12 protein-coding genes are annotated in these 15,523 nt (G+C 41.4%); 1 reads left to right on the forward strand and 11 read right to left on the reverse strand.

Annotated elements, in window-relative coordinates; all coding sequences use genetic code 11:
* Positions 1-97 precede the first annotated feature (97 nt).
* The gene (locus tag HGO97_RS11675; protein WP_246597420.1) at positions 98-1,075 is read right to left on the reverse strand and encodes a Gfo/Idh/MocA family protein; all 978 of its coding nucleotides are present in this window, start codon (positions 1,073-1,075) and stop codon (positions 98-100) included.
* A 334-nt stretch (positions 1,076-1,409) separates the two neighbouring features.
* On the opposite strand from HGO97_RS11675, the gene HGO97_RS11680 reads away from it, so the two are divergent.
* On the forward strand, positions 1,410-1,907 hold the full coding sequence (locus tag HGO97_RS11680; protein WP_216241842.1) for a QueT transporter family protein: 498 nt from the start codon (positions 1,410-1,412) through the stop codon (positions 1,905-1,907).
* Between the two features lie 116 nt (positions 1,908-2,023).
* On the opposite strand, the gene HGO97_RS11685 is transcribed toward HGO97_RS11680, so the two are convergent.
* From HGO97_RS11685 to HGO97_RS11730, 10 genes are all read right to left on the reverse strand, one after another.
* Complete coding sequence (locus HGO97_RS11685; RefSeq protein WP_216241843.1) at positions 2,024-4,459, reverse strand: C39 family peptidase; 2,436 nt, start codon at positions 4,457-4,459, stop codon at positions 2,024-2,026.
* 58 nt (positions 4,460-4,517) lie between these two features.
* Positions 4,518-5,669: a class I SAM-dependent methyltransferase gene (locus tag HGO97_RS11690; RefSeq protein ID WP_216241844.1), complete on the reverse strand. Its 1,152-nt coding sequence runs from the start codon at positions 5,667-5,669 to the stop codon at positions 4,518-4,520.
* Between the two features lie 239 nt (positions 5,670-5,908).
* Positions 5,909-8,494 (reverse strand): sensor histidine kinase, encoded by a 2,586-nt coding sequence (locus tag HGO97_RS11695; RefSeq protein ID WP_216241846.1) that lies wholly within the window; start codon positions 8,492-8,494, stop codon positions 5,909-5,911.
* 11 nt (positions 8,495-8,505) lie between these two features.
* Complete coding sequence (locus HGO97_RS11700) at positions 8,506-9,201, reverse strand: response regulator transcription factor (RefSeq protein WP_216241848.1); 696 nt, start codon at positions 9,199-9,201, stop codon at positions 8,506-8,508.
* Between the two features lie 254 nt (positions 9,202-9,455).
* Positions 9,456-10,931, reverse strand: a complete 1,476-nt coding sequence (locus HGO97_RS11705; RefSeq protein WP_216241850.1) for an S-layer homology domain-containing protein — start codon at positions 10,929-10,931, stop codon at positions 9,456-9,458.
* 50 nt (positions 10,932-10,981) lie between these two features.
* A complete protein-coding gene (locus tag HGO97_RS11710; RefSeq protein ID WP_216241853.1) occupies positions 10,982-12,190 on the reverse strand; it encodes an S-layer homology domain-containing protein in 1,209 nt (402 codons plus the stop codon).
* Between the two features lie 103 nt (positions 12,191-12,293).
* On the reverse strand, positions 12,294-13,034 hold the full coding sequence (locus HGO97_RS11715; RefSeq protein ID WP_216241855.1) for a peptidoglycan recognition protein family protein: 741 nt from the start codon (positions 13,032-13,034) through the stop codon (positions 12,294-12,296).
* 43 nt (positions 13,035-13,077) lie between these two features.
* Complete coding sequence (locus HGO97_RS11720) at positions 13,078-13,353, reverse strand: phage holin (RefSeq protein ID WP_216241857.1); 276 nt, start codon at positions 13,351-13,353, stop codon at positions 13,078-13,080.
* Positions 13,343-13,657: a hypothetical protein gene (locus HGO97_RS11725; protein WP_246597421.1), complete on the reverse strand. Its 315-nt coding sequence runs from the start codon at positions 13,655-13,657 to the stop codon at positions 13,343-13,345. Before HGO97_RS11725 ends, HGO97_RS11720 begins: the two co-directional genes overlap by 11 nt.
* Before the next feature lie 26 nt (positions 13,658-13,683).
* On the reverse strand, positions 13,684-15,522 hold the full coding sequence (locus HGO97_RS11730; RefSeq protein WP_216241859.1) for a DUF859 family phage minor structural protein: 1,839 nt from the start codon (positions 15,520-15,522) through the stop codon (positions 13,684-13,686).
* Position 15,523: the final 1 nt, after the last annotated feature.

The raw sequence follows: 15,523 nt of genomic DNA on the forward strand, positions 1-15,523 counted from the left end.
ATACCCAAAGTCCTTCACAGCGCATGCCCTGGGGGCGGATATGCTGCTGCACTGTAGATTTTGCCCATGGGGCATCCTTTATTGCACATTAGCCATATTATAGCACTGAATCCGCCTGAAATACAATCCCATTCTGTCTTCTGGCTTCATCTGTCACTCGTAAAGTATCTAAAGAATACTTTTTATAAGGATGTTCTACGCGATTTTCCCTCACAAGCCTTGCGAATTCCTGTACTTCATATACCATATTATTCTCAGCAGGCACATAAGGGAGCACCTCTCTTTTTCCATCCCGATATATAATTTCCACAGAATCAGGCATGGAAATCTTTCCTATAAGAATACTTCCCTCTTCTCCGACGAATATACTTTTATTTACGGATTCTGTTATTTTAGAATATACTGCCTCCGCAGTCAAGCCCCCATACTGCATTAACACAATTCCGTTTCCTTCGAAACCATTATGCAGCTTTGTGGAAAATGCCTTGACATCCTTAGGCATCCCCAGCAGCCTGACTAAAGTATGAATACAATAAACACCGATATCCATGATTGCCGCATTCGAAAGCTCAGGATTGAATGCGTTCAGAATCTCTCCCTCCCGGAATCGGTCATAACGGGAAGAATACTGACAATATTCCATCGTCACCCTGCGCAGCTTTCCGATCTTCGGCAGATATTCCTTCACCAGATCCAGAGCAGGGTCAAAATCCGGCCTCATGGCCTCCAACAGCACTACCTGATTCTCCTTGGCGCAGGCAAACATCTCTGCTGCCTCCCGCTCATTGACCGCCATGATTTTCTCACAGAGGACATGCTTCTTATGGCACATCGCTTCCATCGCCTGTGGACAATGTACATAAGTAGGCGTCGCAATATACACTGCGTCAATATCAGAGTTAAGGAACTCCTCATAATCTGTATAGACATGAGAAATACAATGCTTCCCGGCAAATGCCTCTCCAGTCTTCTGCTTTCTGGAATACACCGCATGGACTTCCACATCTGGTACGGCCTTAGCCGCCTCAGCCAGCCAGTCACTGACAAAATTCGTTCCAATCATTCCAAGCTTCAAGGTTCATCCTCCTTTGTTTCACTTTTATGCATATATCATGTATCCGACTCGAATATCCATATTGTACCATCTGATGGGACAAGACGCAATTATATTAGGTATGTTCATACCATTCATTTGAATCCTGGTAACTGTGCACAGGTACCCTGTGAACAGTTACGAATTCTGATCTCTTTGTTCTTCTTGATTTTCCCCACCTACTGTGCTATACTAAGACCCGTTCCAAAGCCCTGAAAAATAAGGTCTTTAAGGGCATCCGGCGATTTCCGCCGTTAAATGAATCGTGTGTTCGAGACCTTCCACACGTAAAACAAAACTAAAGGAGAATTGAAAAATGAAGAATTCAGGAAACAACAAAGTGCTGTTTATGGCACAGGCAGCTATGATTGCTGCGATCTATGTGGTGCTCACAATTGTTTTCGCACCGTTCAGTTATGGAGAAGTGCAGGTTCGTATTTCCGAAGCACTGACCATCCTCCCGGTATTCACTCCGGCAGCGATCCCAGGTTTATTTATCGGATGTATCATCAGCAATATCCTCGGCGGATGTATCCTCCCGGATATTATTTTTGGAAGTCTTGCAACCTTAATCGGCGCCATTTGCACATGGCAGTTACGTAATAAGAGCAAGTTCCTTGCACCACTGCCTCCAATCTTAGCGAACACAATTATCGTACCATTTGTCCTGCGCTATGGATATCAGGTCCCGCTGCCGATTCCGTTCATGATGCTGACGGTCGGAATTGGAGAAGTCATCTCCTGCGGAGTCCTGGGAATGATTGTTTATGCAGCACTCAGCCGTTATAAGCATGCCATTTTCAAAACAGCATAATTTCAAAATAAGATTGCTCTAAAGGAAAAGAGCCTTCTATAAAACAGGTGGGAAGCCTGCCGCAGTAAGAGTTCTGCGGCGGACTTCCCACCTGTTTTTATGCTGTCTCATTCTTTTTATTTCACATAGCCGATAAATGTATTCCCACTTTTCCCGACCATATTTTCCATGTCGTTTACACTGACCGTATTCTCCTCCCCACTGTCGGGATCAATATACGTCACATCTGTCGTACTGTATCCTGTCAGGAGAATTGCATGGTCCTGACTCGTCATGGCGATTACAGGGATGCCCTTATTGATTACATAAAGTACCTGATCCAGTGTGCAGCCGGTCAGGTTGACTCGTTTTGCCTTATAGGCTTCCATCTGCTTTTCGCAGGCTTCAAAGGAGCTCTGTCCATCCGCTTTCTTGAAGGCCTCCATATCCGTATAGTATACCAGATCCCGGTTTCCTTTTTCCCAGATATAAGACTGGTTTGCAGAAATCACAACGCCTGATACCTCTTCTGCCTTTTGAATCGCATATGAAGCTCTGTCATAAATCGCTACCAGTTCGCCCATTCCATACACATAGTACCTGTCATTCTTTACTTTTCCGTCAAATGCAATCGTGACCGGTTCATCCAGCATCACCTGTTTTGGCCTTAGGATTTTCGGTGACTGGTCGGAAATACCGTCCGCATAAGTCAGCCTCATCTGCTTTTCTTTTAATTCCGTGGTATAAGACTCCAGGAAAATGTTGCTCTCCTTACGCTCTTCATTATTGCTGATATAATCCTGCTTTGTACCTGTATACACATCTTTGGACTTAACGACCCGGTTGAGTGTTACCAGATTCGTCTCTATAAAGATATCGGAAATATAAGCATCTTTATCATGATAAGTTTTTACCACTTTATTCTTGCTGTCCCTGATCTCCACCTTATACATAGGCAGGATGTCCTCACCTGCTGTTGTTTTCCCTTTATCCGAGGCACGCTGGCATCCGTAAATAAAGTCATTGACCACAAATCCAAGAGGTCTGACTGACTCCCCTTCCTCTGCCTCTACCTTCTGCTCCTTCCCGGTCTTCAGATTAAGGATCGTAATTTCTTTCGCATCTTCCAAGGTACCGCTTGTCTGGTAAGCAAGCAGGTGTCCATCATCAGAAGCGGCATATTGTCCCTCTTCCAGATTCTTTGCCAGAATCTCCTGCTTATCCCTCTCCAGATTTACCTGATACAGCTTTCCACCTGCCAGAACATAAAGCATCTGTCTCTCATGGCTGTAATATACCATCTTACCAAGCTCATCCTCTGCCATAGCAAATGACTTATTGCTTGGGATGAATGCTTTTTCCTCTACAGCATTTTTCTCAATATCAAAATAATAAATTGCAACACCGACTTCACCCTCATGATTGCCCCGGTTCATGTAACCATATACTGCAAAGGCCGTGCTTCCGTTCTTTTCCATGCTGATGATACGCACAGCATGTTGGTCGTAACGGCTTCTCACGTCATGGCCTTCCCTGTTCGCAAAGCTAAAAACAAGGGATAATTCATCAGCGTCTTTATTATACGTCCAAAGATCCCGCTCCTGTACAAACGATACGATCGTGCCGTTGTTATTTGTCTCATACAAAATATTGGATGGGGCAATTCCAAGCAACACACCATTTTCATTTAATACTTTTTTGTTTCCATTAAAGACCTGATCCATGCTCCGGTTATAATCCAGCAGATACACCTCATCCTCGCTGAAACGAACCCGGAAAAATTCCTTGATATTATAAGTCTCTACCTCATCCGCATCTCCCTTACAGGTCACCTGATACGTGGCAAGCAGAGAGGTATATACGGTATTACTCTCCTTGATGCTCCATTCTACATCACTGGATACCTCCGGCTTTAAATCTCCCCATGTAACGTGTGCGGTATCCGAATGAATGGTCACTGTCTGGTATGTTGTATTATCCCCTTCCTCATTTGGCTCAAGATAGGTCAAAAGATCCTGGGCATTCTTTTTATTGAATGTCTTTGTATGGAAATCCTCCGCAAATTTCAGACATTCCTTCACTGCAAGCTCATCTGGTCTAACGACCCTTGTGTAATAATATACCTCTTTCTTATCGAGTTTTAAGATCACCTTGAGCACAGCCTCCGAAACATCCTCTTTCAAAGCCCTGTTCAAATCCAGGGTCAGCGTATCCTGGGACAAGTCTTTCACTTCACTCTTTTCATAAATCTCTTCGCCATCCAGAGAATACAGCTCATAATGAACTTCTTTGATGTCGTTTCCATCCTTTTCCAGGTTCATCTTTAAGGTACCATTCTTCTCCACAGGAGTAATCGTATCCCGCATCGCAGTGATGTCCATATCATTCACAAAACCTGCAAGTGTATTCACATTTTTATCTGCCACTGAAAATGAAATCCTGGGCAACGTAGGATCGCCCAAGTCAACGGTCAGATCCGCTGTCCCTCTATTTGTTATCAGACTGCTGACCACAAGTGCCAGAAAAAAAGCACCGGTCAGAACTCCGACCTTTATCCACCTCTTTTTTTTCATCTATCTGTCCCCTTTATTATGAATCTGCCCTAATAGTATATCACCAAAGCCCTTTGTATCATTCCCGGTCGAAGCCTAATAATTTCCCGAGTGTCGGATCCGCTCCCAGAAAAGCTTCGCACTGTTTCACTGCCTCCCCTGCTTCCTGGTCTGCTTTTCCCGTCTTCACTGCACGAAGCAGAATATTTTTTGGTGTATGCTCCATGTCAATGAACTCCAATACCTGTGTGTCATATCCTGATGCCTCCAGATATTTTGCACGAAGTCCATCTGTCACTAACGCTGCAAAACGTTCCTTTAAAAGGCCATAATCCATAATCGGGGCCAATTCCTTTGCCTGAATCTGCCCATTCAGCTCATGCTGACAGCACGGCACAGACAGAATTACCTTCGCATTCCAACCGATTGCCTTCGCCAGTGCATAATCCGTAGCCGTATCGCAGGCATGGAGAGTCACAACCATATCTACTTCCTGAACCCCTTCATAATCCGCAATATCTCCCACCAAAAATGTCAGCTTCTCATATCCATATTTCTCGGCAAGCCTGCTGCAATGCTCAATTACATCCTTTTTCAGGTCAAGCCCCACTACACGGATGTCATACTTTTTCAACTCATGAAGATAGTAATACATTGCAAAAGTAAGATAAGACTTTCCACATCCGAAATCCAGGATGGTCAATTCACGTCCCTTATCCAATTGGGGCAGGATATCTTCAATAAACTCCAAAAAACGGTTGATCTGCCGAAACTTATCAAACCGGGACTTTACGATCTTCCCTTCCGCTGTCATAACTCCTAGATCCTGTAAAAACGGAACTGCGATTCCCTCTTGCAGGATATACCGCTTACTCCGGTTATGGGAAAGCTCTGCTGCCCTCACTTCTCCCTGCTGACGCTTCTTCTGGATCGTCACTTTTCCTTTCTTGCTGATTAGAACCGTATAATTCATTGTCTTTGTTGAAAGCTGCATCTGCCTGAACTCCGACATAGAATTCGCAAGCCGTTCTGCCGCCTCCTCTGCTTTCAGATTCTCATGAAAGGCCTGCGTCTTCGTAAACGATTCACATTGAAAATAAAGCCCGTCCTTCATCTCCACCGGACGTACCTTCATCTTCAGAATCCCATCCTTCGTACGTGGATTACTGATAATCCCCTGAATAAAATCTATATCCAAAATCTCATTTAATAATTGCTGTATTGTCTCCATAAACCGCTCCTTGAATCCTTCATTCTGGCTTCCTACCTATTGTAAAGCAAAACCAACAATGGTGCAAGATTCAGTTACAGATTGTCCATCTGCCAGGGCAATTCAAGTAACTGTTCACAGGTATCCTGTGCACAGTTACGATTTCAGACCATAAATAATCTAAACATTCTGAAAAATGGACAGCAAAAGGGCCTGACCCTTTTGTAAAAAGGTCCGGCCCCTCTGTCATTCCTACGTCTTTATCCTACACGTGGAAACTCTATCGTTGCTTTAAACAAATCTCCGTCTAAATATAGTCTGAAAACTCCACCCTGCATTTCTGTCAGGCTCTTGGCTATGGACAATCCCAATCCACTTCCTTCTGTGCTCCTTGAGATGTCCCCGCGGATGAACCGTTCTGTCAGTTCATCTGCTGAAATGTTCAATGGCTGCTCTGAAATGTTCTTTAATGAGAAGATAACCTTCTCTTCCTCCAACCAGAGGTCCGCATAGACTCTGGTCCCCGGCATGGCATATTTAGCAGCATTGTTATAGATATTCTCCAAGACTCGCCACATCCTGCGTCCATCCACATGGATCATTGCCGGCTCATCTGGAAGGTTCTGAACCACTATCAGATTCTTGGCAGCAAATTTTTCTGTAAATTCGCCCTCGGTCTGATTGATCATCTCTACAAGATTGACATCCATCATCTCAAGTGTGATATTACCGCTGCTGACCTTGGAAGCCTCGACGACATCCTCTGTCAGCGTTTTCAATCTTTGGGCCTTCGTCTCCAGAACATCCAGATATCCCTGAATCTTAGGATCTTCAAAGTTCTCCCTTTTTAACAGGCCGACATAATTGATGATCGATGTCAGAGGTGTCTTGATATCATGAGAAACATTGGTTATCAGGTCAGTCTTAAGCCGTTCATTCTTCATCCCGACTTCCACTGCCCGCTGCAATCCATTTCCGATATTATTGACCATCTCCGCCATCTGACGGTTCTGACCAGTTAAAGAATCTAGTGGTATCTGATAATCTACATTACCTGATGCAATCTCCTTGATTCCCTTTTTCACCCGGCTTTTTGCAACCGCACTTTTTACAACAATGTAGACAGCTCCCGCCTCTGTAATCAGCATCGGAATAAGGAATATCCCGGAATCGTATGACATGAGTCCCATCCAATGTGCCACGAGAAACACTCCTAACAGCAGAATCGCCTTAAATGTCACATTTCGATTATTCCAGAACTCTTTCAGGAACAGACAAATACTCCTTAGCAGACTGTTCTTCCACACCGTTTTTGCTTTTAACCTGCGTACAAGGCTCAAATAACCAAACAAAAAGCACAATACAGTATAGGCCGTTAAGATTCCAATGTATATCATATCCGATATGTTCAGGTAATCCCGAACTGCCATTGTATAAGCATCTGAATATAATGCCGTATTATAGCTGTCTGCAGCATAAGAAGAAATTCTCTGTATTGAAGATCCTCCCCAACTGATTCCAACAACAAACACTGGAATCATCCATAGAAGAAACACGAACGCTGCTGCAATTTCTGTTTTCCATCTGTCAAATACATTGAGATGTATCTCTTCATCCCTGCCATTTCTTCCTGCAATCAGTGTCATCCAGATTAAAATCAAAAGAAATAATACTGTACATACAACGCTTCCTGCTGCCGCAAATTTTAGATATGGTGCATAAGTATCATATTCCTTTGCATCCGTATAAAAAGCATCCTGGATGGGGAATCTGGTATCAACAACAGCAGCAAAAATACAATCTACTTTCTGGCTGTAATTATAAGACTTCACCATAGTTCGCCATTCACTGGCTGAGATATCCATGTTCGTCTCAAATTCCGCAAGCTTCGGCCGTACAATCAGATAACGCCCTTTGCTGTTGGACTTCATTTCGTCCAGGTTCTCTTTTACATCATCATAATTCTTGTAATGGCTGTTATTGGTATAGACCTTCTTTGTGCTTTCATCTACATACATATAGGTGAAATTGGTATTCCCCTCTTCCCAGGTATCTCCAGTATAGAGGTAACGATCCACCTGTGGCCCAAGGGAAGTCAAAATATTCTGCAGATATCCATATACACGTGACAGTTTTCCATTTAATGCGGGATTTTTATTCACCACCTCCAGGATGTTCGCTGCTCCTACAGGTGTATACTTTTCCCTCAATGCATTGTTAAATGTCCAGCAGTCTGTATAGAGTGTTTCACCCTTTTCATTCTTGATCGCAAGGGTATCATAATATCCAGAAGTGTAATTTCCCCGCTCCAGTTCATTCAAAAAACTCTCGGAACTTGTATTTGCTACTTCAATGTTCAGTTTCTTTTCCTGAATCAGAGATTGGAACTCATTCATATAGTAGTAATAATACTTCCCATCCGGCTGCTCACAGACAACGACATTCGCCTCGTCATAATCTATACCATCCTCAATGTATTCATTGCTCCAATTGACCAGGTCCTCCAGTTCATAGGCCAGACCATTGATATTCTCTCCGGTGATCTCCCCGTTTCTTCCCAGGTCCATCACATCTACAAGCTTATTTGGATTATACTTCCCATCAGATTCAAAATTATTTTTCATGGCGATGCCTTCCATTACCTGCCAGGTAGCATCATAGACCATGTTTTTAAAGCTTTTGGATTCTTCATAAGGCTTGCCTGAGGTCTCAAGGAAATGCCCGGTCCAGACACCGCCTGAAAAAAACATGAGCACGACAGTACTTAAAACAGCAGTTACCACTGTAATATGTGCAAGCAAAAGAAGAATTCCTTTGGTCACCGGCTTTTTATACCAGTTCTTCATAAAACTCCTTTCTAGCCTTTTTCTATCTTATAACCTACCCCCCAGACAACCTTTAAATATCTGGGCTCCTTTGGATTGATCTCAATCTTCTCCCGAATATGGCGGATATGCACAGCAACCGTATTATCCGCTCCGATTGCATTCTCATTCCAGATGGATTCATAGATTTGATCGATAGAAAAAACTCTTCCTTGATTTTTCATTAATAATAATAAAATGTTGTACTCGATCGGTGTCAGTTTCACAATCTCCCCGTCCACTGTGACCTCTTTTAAATCGTCATTGATCGTAAGGCCTCCGACCTCATATATCTGATCTGACTTCTCCTTCACAGTTCCGCCTAGCTGGGTATACCTGCGCAGTTGAGATTTGACCCTTGCTACAAGTTCTAACGGATTAAATGGTTTTGTAACGTAATCATCTGCACCGACATTCAGTCCCAGAATCTTATCCGCATCTTCTGATTTTGCAGACAGAATGATAATTGGAATACTGTTATTCTCACGAATCTTAAGGGTGGCTCTGATTCCGTCCAGTTTTGGCATCATCACATCCAGCACGAGCAGGTGCACCTCCTCCTTCTCCAGAATCTTAAGTGCCTCTGCACCATCATATGCCTTGAGTATATGATAGCCCTCCTGGGTTAAATATATCTCGATTGCTTCTACGATTTCCTTGTCATCATCACAAACTAAAATATTATACATTCTTCATCACCTCCCCTACAGTATACATGATATCTGAGAAATTTTAAAACTCATTGGGGGAAATTCTTATGAAATCCTTAATTCATAATTTCTATTCTAAACTTGAATCTAATCCATCCCACACTTTGAATCATTAGGTTTCTAAAAATCCTGAATTTTCATATTACATTTTATCACAGTAAAAAGTCCTGAATGAATCATCAATCAGGACTTTTTTGTTCACTTTGTATAGCTGGTTTATACCAATACGTGGATTACCAATAGTATGGATTTTTTACTGCCCAGTTTAATCTCGACCCTCCATGTACATTACCATTTGAGTCGGGTATACTAGATAGCATATAATTAGCCCATTGTCCTGTTCCTCCATAAATATCATACGAAACAAGAAATCCTCCCGTATATGCTTCAACATAACCATCATCAAAATTTCTGACTAAAACAGCACCTTCTACAGGCGGGTTTGTAACATCAGATAAAGTGACCGATGGATATCCGCTTCCGCTCTTTAATTGTCGATTCGCAACCTCTTCATCCGATATCTGTTGATCATGAATAAAAGGATGCTCCCCTGGTTTAAAATAAATTGCTTCTCCATTAGGTCCTTCATATTCACCATCAATACCAAGGCGTATATGACTATCTCTTACATAGGGATCATGCAGCTCATAATAGTATTCTAATTCCAAATAGGTATTTATCCACTCTTGTAATGAAAGACCTTGATTATTTATGCTCCATTGCCAGGACGGACTCCCCCATTGATCTGGCGGCTCAGCACCATCCAAATCGCCCTCCCATGGCGCAAATGAGTTATAAACTGTAACATCTGTATTTTTACTTCTCCAAATATGGTCTAACTTAATATCATTATCCCAATCAATTCCTTGGGTCGGTGCAACAACTGGATATTTTGATCCCCCACAATAGGTAAGACCATCTAAACATCTATTTCGTTCTGTTAATGCACCACCATCATAAAACTCCCATTTTTCATATTCACTAACTTCAGGCTTCTGATCATCTGTGTTACCACCATTTATATTATTATTAACATCCCCGTCACCCAAATTATCACCATTTGTATTGCCACCATCTCCACCGTTCCCTGTGTTTATTGAAAGACGGGATATCATCGTTGCTGCTACTGCTCTTGATACACTTCCTTGTGGATTTAAACATCCTTTATCTCCTGTTATAATGTTATTGCCCACAGCATAGGACATCCCCGCCCTCGCAAATTCAGATACTCTGCCACCATCTGGGAACGACCATATATTTCCACTAGCTTCGCCTTTTGTGTAACGATGAAGAATAGTAGCCACCTGTTCCCTTGATATAGCTTCGTTACCACCAAATTTACCATTTTTAAAGCCCGTTATAACACCTGTATCACTAGCCCACTTTGATGCTGTAGCATAAAATACTGAGCCCGAAACATCTGGGTATCGCCCATCATATCCTACATTTGGAGCACCACTCATTCTCCAAAGAATAGTTGCGAACTGCCCTCGCGTCATCCGATCTGTGGCCCCGAACCTACCATTATTATATCCAGTCATAATGCCCCTGTCAGAAACATCCATTACATATGAATAATACCAACTTCCCTTTTTCACATCAGGATATTGAGAAGCTTCTGTATTCATAGTATTTATAAAAAGAATCCCTATAGTAAGTATACTTGATACGAACACTCTCATACCTTTTTTCACTAAATCTTCCTCCATTTGATATAAACGTTTCTTTCATAACATAGCGTTTCTCTTTTATTGCTGGACTATAAATATGCATTTAAAAATCTTACAATTATTGTTGCGCATACAGCCCGGCTTACTTTTCCATGGGGATTAATTTTCCCACCATCACCAGTAATAATTTCTTCATAATTTGCCCAACTTATAGCATCTCTAGCATAATTCGTAATGGACTGGTAATCTGGAAAACCTGACAAATCAGCTTGACCGGAAACATCGAATCCTTTATATTTCCCATAACGATACATCATTGTTGCCATTTGTTCACGAGTAATTGAATCTACCGGACCAAATGTTCTGCTATTATAACCAGTTATTATACCTGCTTTATTTGCCCATATTACCGCATCTGTATAAAATTGGCCTTTTGGTACATCTCTAAATGATGTGTTATATTCTACTGCAGGACAATCCTCCATTCTATAAATAATAGTAGCAAACTGTGCTCGGCTTAATACAGACGTAGGGGCAAATTTGTCTTCTCTAGTTCCTGTCATAATTTCCAAATAATTAACCAAATCTACCGTTCCCTGATACCACACTCCAGGTGCTACATCTCTAAATGGATATTTTTTATTTACAAATATGAAATCGAATCCTGATAAGTCCTGTACATTTTCACCTTCCATATTTTCTATCTGACTATTAACTATGGTACAGCTTTTACCTGTAGAAGTAGAAAGATTAATGCTTTTGACAGAAATATCTACTTCTTCTCCTACTGACCAACTTTCCAAAGAACCTGTCCCTATATATGTATCGCTTCTATTATCATAATAAATAGGAAAATTAAATTCCCCTCCATCTGCGTTTTCTAATATGATTTTTGAGTCAGTTCCATCAAAAATATTTGTTTTATTTACTAATTTAAAAGACATTATAAATCTTTCATCTACATGCACAATAAACGTACTAAGCATGATAGAATCGGTATCAACTATTATTTGTGGACTCTCTGCCTGTGCGCTGATTTCGTTATTTTCTCTCGGAGCCACTTCTTTTAGCCCTTCCGTCTCTACCTCATTTTGTGCAGAATCAACCTCTGGCACTTCAACTTGCGCAGAATCAACCTCTGGCACTTCTGCTTGCTCAGGTTCCCCTACTTCTTCTGTTTCATCTGTCAGCTTTACCTCATCTACTACCGAATCTGATAACTCTTCTGCAAAAACCACCTGTCCTGATAGAAGACAACAACTCAATACCAACACAATTAAATACTTTACTCTTTTCATATTTTCCCACCCTTTCTTTTATTTATATAAATTGTAACATATCATCAAACTTTTTCCCAGTTTAGTATTATTTTTCATCATTATTACCAATCACCTTCTTTCCTTACTGTATTCTTTTCATAGCCGCCTTAAGTCTTGTATACCAGGGCGCTTTACTTGACCAATTAAAGCATGGCATATCCTTACCATTGTTTGCCTTATAAATTGTGTTTAATACAGACATTTCATCCTTATGCGCTAATGGGTGGAAGTCTTTACCATCAAAATAAATAACCGGACCTTTCCCGTCTACTGTATAAAAGCACTGCATTGTTGTTCCCTTCCTTTCTTTCAAATTTGCATTTGTTATTTCATCCCTCTTAATCCTAGTTTTAAAGTCTATCCATTTAGTATCACTCTCAGGTAACCACCCCTCCCATCCAGGACACCTTTTACCACATACATCCCAATGTCTGACCACCCTTTCTAATGGAATTTCATAATTTTCCATTAATCCCCGAACAAGTTCTACAGCATTATCCACTGTCTTAGGGGGGATTATCCCATTAACAGAGCACATCTCAACATTAATTGAATTTTCATTAGTACATACTCCAAAAAGAGGACCGCCATAATCCACCCCTACTGCCCACGCTGTGTCATCCAATGCTACCACTTCATACACATCATTATCATCTACAAATAAATGGGCAGATGCCCCTCTATAAACAGTTTTAAAAAAATTGGCATTTGCTTTTGCAGAATCCGTTATATTACCGGTATAATGCAACACTATATAATGCCTTCCAGCGTTACCAGATGTAAAGTTAATCGTTGTATGATTTACAAAATAATTGTATTTCAATACTATTCCTCCTAGTATAATAGAAAATAATAAGAGGACGGTATTACTCGCCCTCTTTCCTCTTTGGTTCCCTATATGTAAGAGCCTGACGGCTGTCTGTTACCCCCTCTGTTGTCGGATCTACCACAACACCCAGAATTGCCAGCACCGCAAATAACGCATTTATTACAGAAAGAAGCCTGTCTCCAAGATTACCAAAATCAAGTGTACGGCCAAAGACCGCAGCCACCACCTGTAGTAATAATAGGACAGCCGGGATAAGTGCTGCCCAGAAAGCCTTATTTTTTATTCTTACTGTCCAATTAATTTTATTCCTCATCTGTCACCGTTCCCTTTCTAATATGCAAAGCCTGGATTTCTTCATACATCTTTGTAATCATACCATTTCCCCCAAGTGCGTGATAAGCCTCATACATCTCACAGAAATTCTGATAAGCGTAAGATGGAATGCACCCAAGAGACATATATTTATCATGATATTCGATTAACTGCACACGTAGGAGAAGCATTGTCCCTTTTGCATTTGCATCCCTGTCCATTTTCTGCCTTTTTAGGAGCCATACGATGTAGCCTAGTAAGATAGGTAATGTGACAATGTAGGTCTGCATAAAGAAATCATTCATCAATATCACTCCTCAATTTCTTTTCTTTATATAATTGCAAGCCAATTTACATAAACGCTATAGCCCGCTCCTCCCCCGTTCGTAATCCTTATGGTCGCACCTGTTGTACTTTCATTAAAATACGCTAGTCCAAGATATTTTGTATTCTGTGATGAAGCATAAAATGAAAGAAATACCATTGGAATTTTACTAAATGTTCGTCCAAAATTAATGCCCACATCTTTGTAAGATCCTCCCCCTATTGTAATCAACGCAGTTCTTCCGTATGCATAATTAATCCCATCTAATTTCTTCTTATCAGCCGCTGACATGAATCCATTTGCCCCTTGTGTTGCCACACCATGTCCATGAGATGACGCAGCTTTTCCGGCTATTTGAGTAGTATGGGTAGCAATCTGTGAAGCATTATTTGAAATCTGTGTTGATAATGCTGATATTTTATCAAATAGATTATATTGACTTCCATTTCCGTGAAGTATCAGTGCTTTATAAAATTCAGCAATCATATTCACTTCAAGCTGATCTTTCTCACTAACCTTCCCTATCCCAATCCCTTTTCCAGTTGCCCGAAAATCCATCAGTGTGAATCCACTGCTGATATCCACTGTTGCAGTGGAGGTTGTAAAATAATCTGTAACTTTTAACCTCAGCGTATAAGATGAATCTACACTGATGGCATCGTCTGCTATATAGGTGCTGTTATAAGAATAAACACTTCCATTTACTACTTTTGTCCATGTTGTACTACCATTTTTCAGAAGTTCTACTATATAACTTTTGGTATTCTTGCTGCCTACGTCTGCTACATTGAAATTCATTGCAATACTCATTGATGTTCCCTGTTCATCAAATGTTCCAGAAGGAGTGCACCTTACTGCTGAAAAAGTAACAATTGACGGGTTTGTATATACGACTACATTTACGTTCTGTGTTTTAGAAGCGGTCCGCCCTCTACTGTCTGTTACTGTAACCTTTATAGGCAGGCTTCCAGCAGAAGTAAGAAGCCCTGTTGTAATACTGCTTCCAGTATATGCATTCCCGCCTACCTCTGTTTTATAAGATGTAATCGTACTTCCTTGTACCCCACTAGCAGAAATTGATATCTTTAGTTTACTCTTATTCTGTACGTATGCCCCAAATTGTGCATTCAATCCTGCTACCGCCTCCGATATAGATACCGTCCCTATAGAAGGCACCATACTAGAAGGCACTGTTGCCGTAAATCCAATTGATTTGGTCCCGACTAATGTAGACCCGTTATAGGTTTCGCATGTAATTGTACCAGCTCCACTTGTCGCATTTGGTATCTGCGCTGCGAGAGAGGCGGGCAATGTCCAGCTTTGTGACGCTCCTGCAGCTGTCGCAATCGTTCCTGACGCGCTGCCGAATTTATATGTCAATTTATGTGTAAATGAGCTGCTGGCCCTGGGCAAATTTATAGTGATCGCACTGCCTACAGCCTGACTAGCCGGTGACAGTGTCGGTGTCGTTGCCCTCGGTATCGTAGTTAATGCAGCACTGCCGGAAGCGGTAAGCGTTCCTGGCGACACTCCTGCGCCAAAGTAGAGCGTACCAGACATATTGATTGTTTTTTTACCATCTGCGTTATGTGTAACTGTAAAACTCCGCCGCGCAACTTCTTTCCAGACATTCTGTCCAAAGTTCCAGTTATATGTAAATTTAACGTTCCCTGTTGACTGCGTATCCACTTTAATATTCCAATAGGCATCGCCTGTCAGGTTATAACCATAATATGAATAATCAGTCCGTCTAAAATCAAATGCAACCGTTACATAACTTGTATTGTTCGCAACATTCACATTTGTTTCACTAATCAGCCGCATTCGTGTTTCATAATTTCCCATT

This window comes from Faecalicatena faecalis (genome assembly GCF_012524165.2).
In the GTDB taxonomy this organism is placed as follows: Bacteria; Bacillota; Clostridia; order Lachnospirales; family Lachnospiraceae; genus Faecalicatena_A; species Faecalicatena_A faecalis.

What these genes read in the sequence shown, in the direction of transcription:
- HGO97_RS11705 (WP_216241850.1), bottom strand. Translation starts at nt 10,931, where the DNA reads ATGGAGGAAGATTTAGTGAAAAAAGGTATGAGAGTGTTCGTATCAAGT.
- HGO97_RS11725 (WP_246597421.1), bottom strand. Translation starts at nt 13,657, where the DNA reads ATGAATGATTTCTTTATGCAGACCTACATTGTCACATTACCTATCTTA.
- HGO97_RS11680 (WP_216241842.1), top strand. Translation starts at nt 1,410, where the DNA reads ATGAAGAATTCAGGAAACAACAAAGTGCTGTTTATGGCACAGGCAGCT.
- HGO97_RS11685 (WP_216241843.1), bottom strand. Translation starts at nt 4,459, where the DNA reads ATGAAAAAAAAGAGGTGGATAAAGGTCGGAGTTCTGACCGGTGCTTTT.
- HGO97_RS11700 (WP_216241848.1), bottom strand. Translation starts at nt 9,201, where the DNA reads ATGTATAATATTTTAGTTTGTGATGATGACAAGGAAATCGTAGAAGCA.
- HGO97_RS11720 (WP_216241857.1), bottom strand. Translation starts at nt 13,353, where the DNA reads ATGAGGAATAAAATTAATTGGACAGTAAGAATAAAAAATAAGGCTTTC.
- HGO97_RS11730 (WP_216241859.1), bottom strand. Translation starts at nt 15,522, where the DNA reads ATGGGAAATTATGAAACACGAATGCGGCTGATTAGTGAAACAAATGTG.
- HGO97_RS11690 (WP_216241844.1), bottom strand. Translation starts at nt 5,669, where the DNA reads ATGGAGACAATACAGCAATTATTAAATGAGATTTTGGATATAGATTTT.
- HGO97_RS11710 (WP_216241853.1), bottom strand. Translation starts at nt 12,190, where the DNA reads ATGAAAAGAGTAAAGTATTTAATTGTGTTGGTATTGAGTTGTTGTCTT.
- HGO97_RS11695 (WP_216241846.1), bottom strand. Translation starts at nt 8,494, where the DNA reads ATGAAGAACTGGTATAAAAAGCCGGTGACCAAAGGAATTCTTCTTTTG.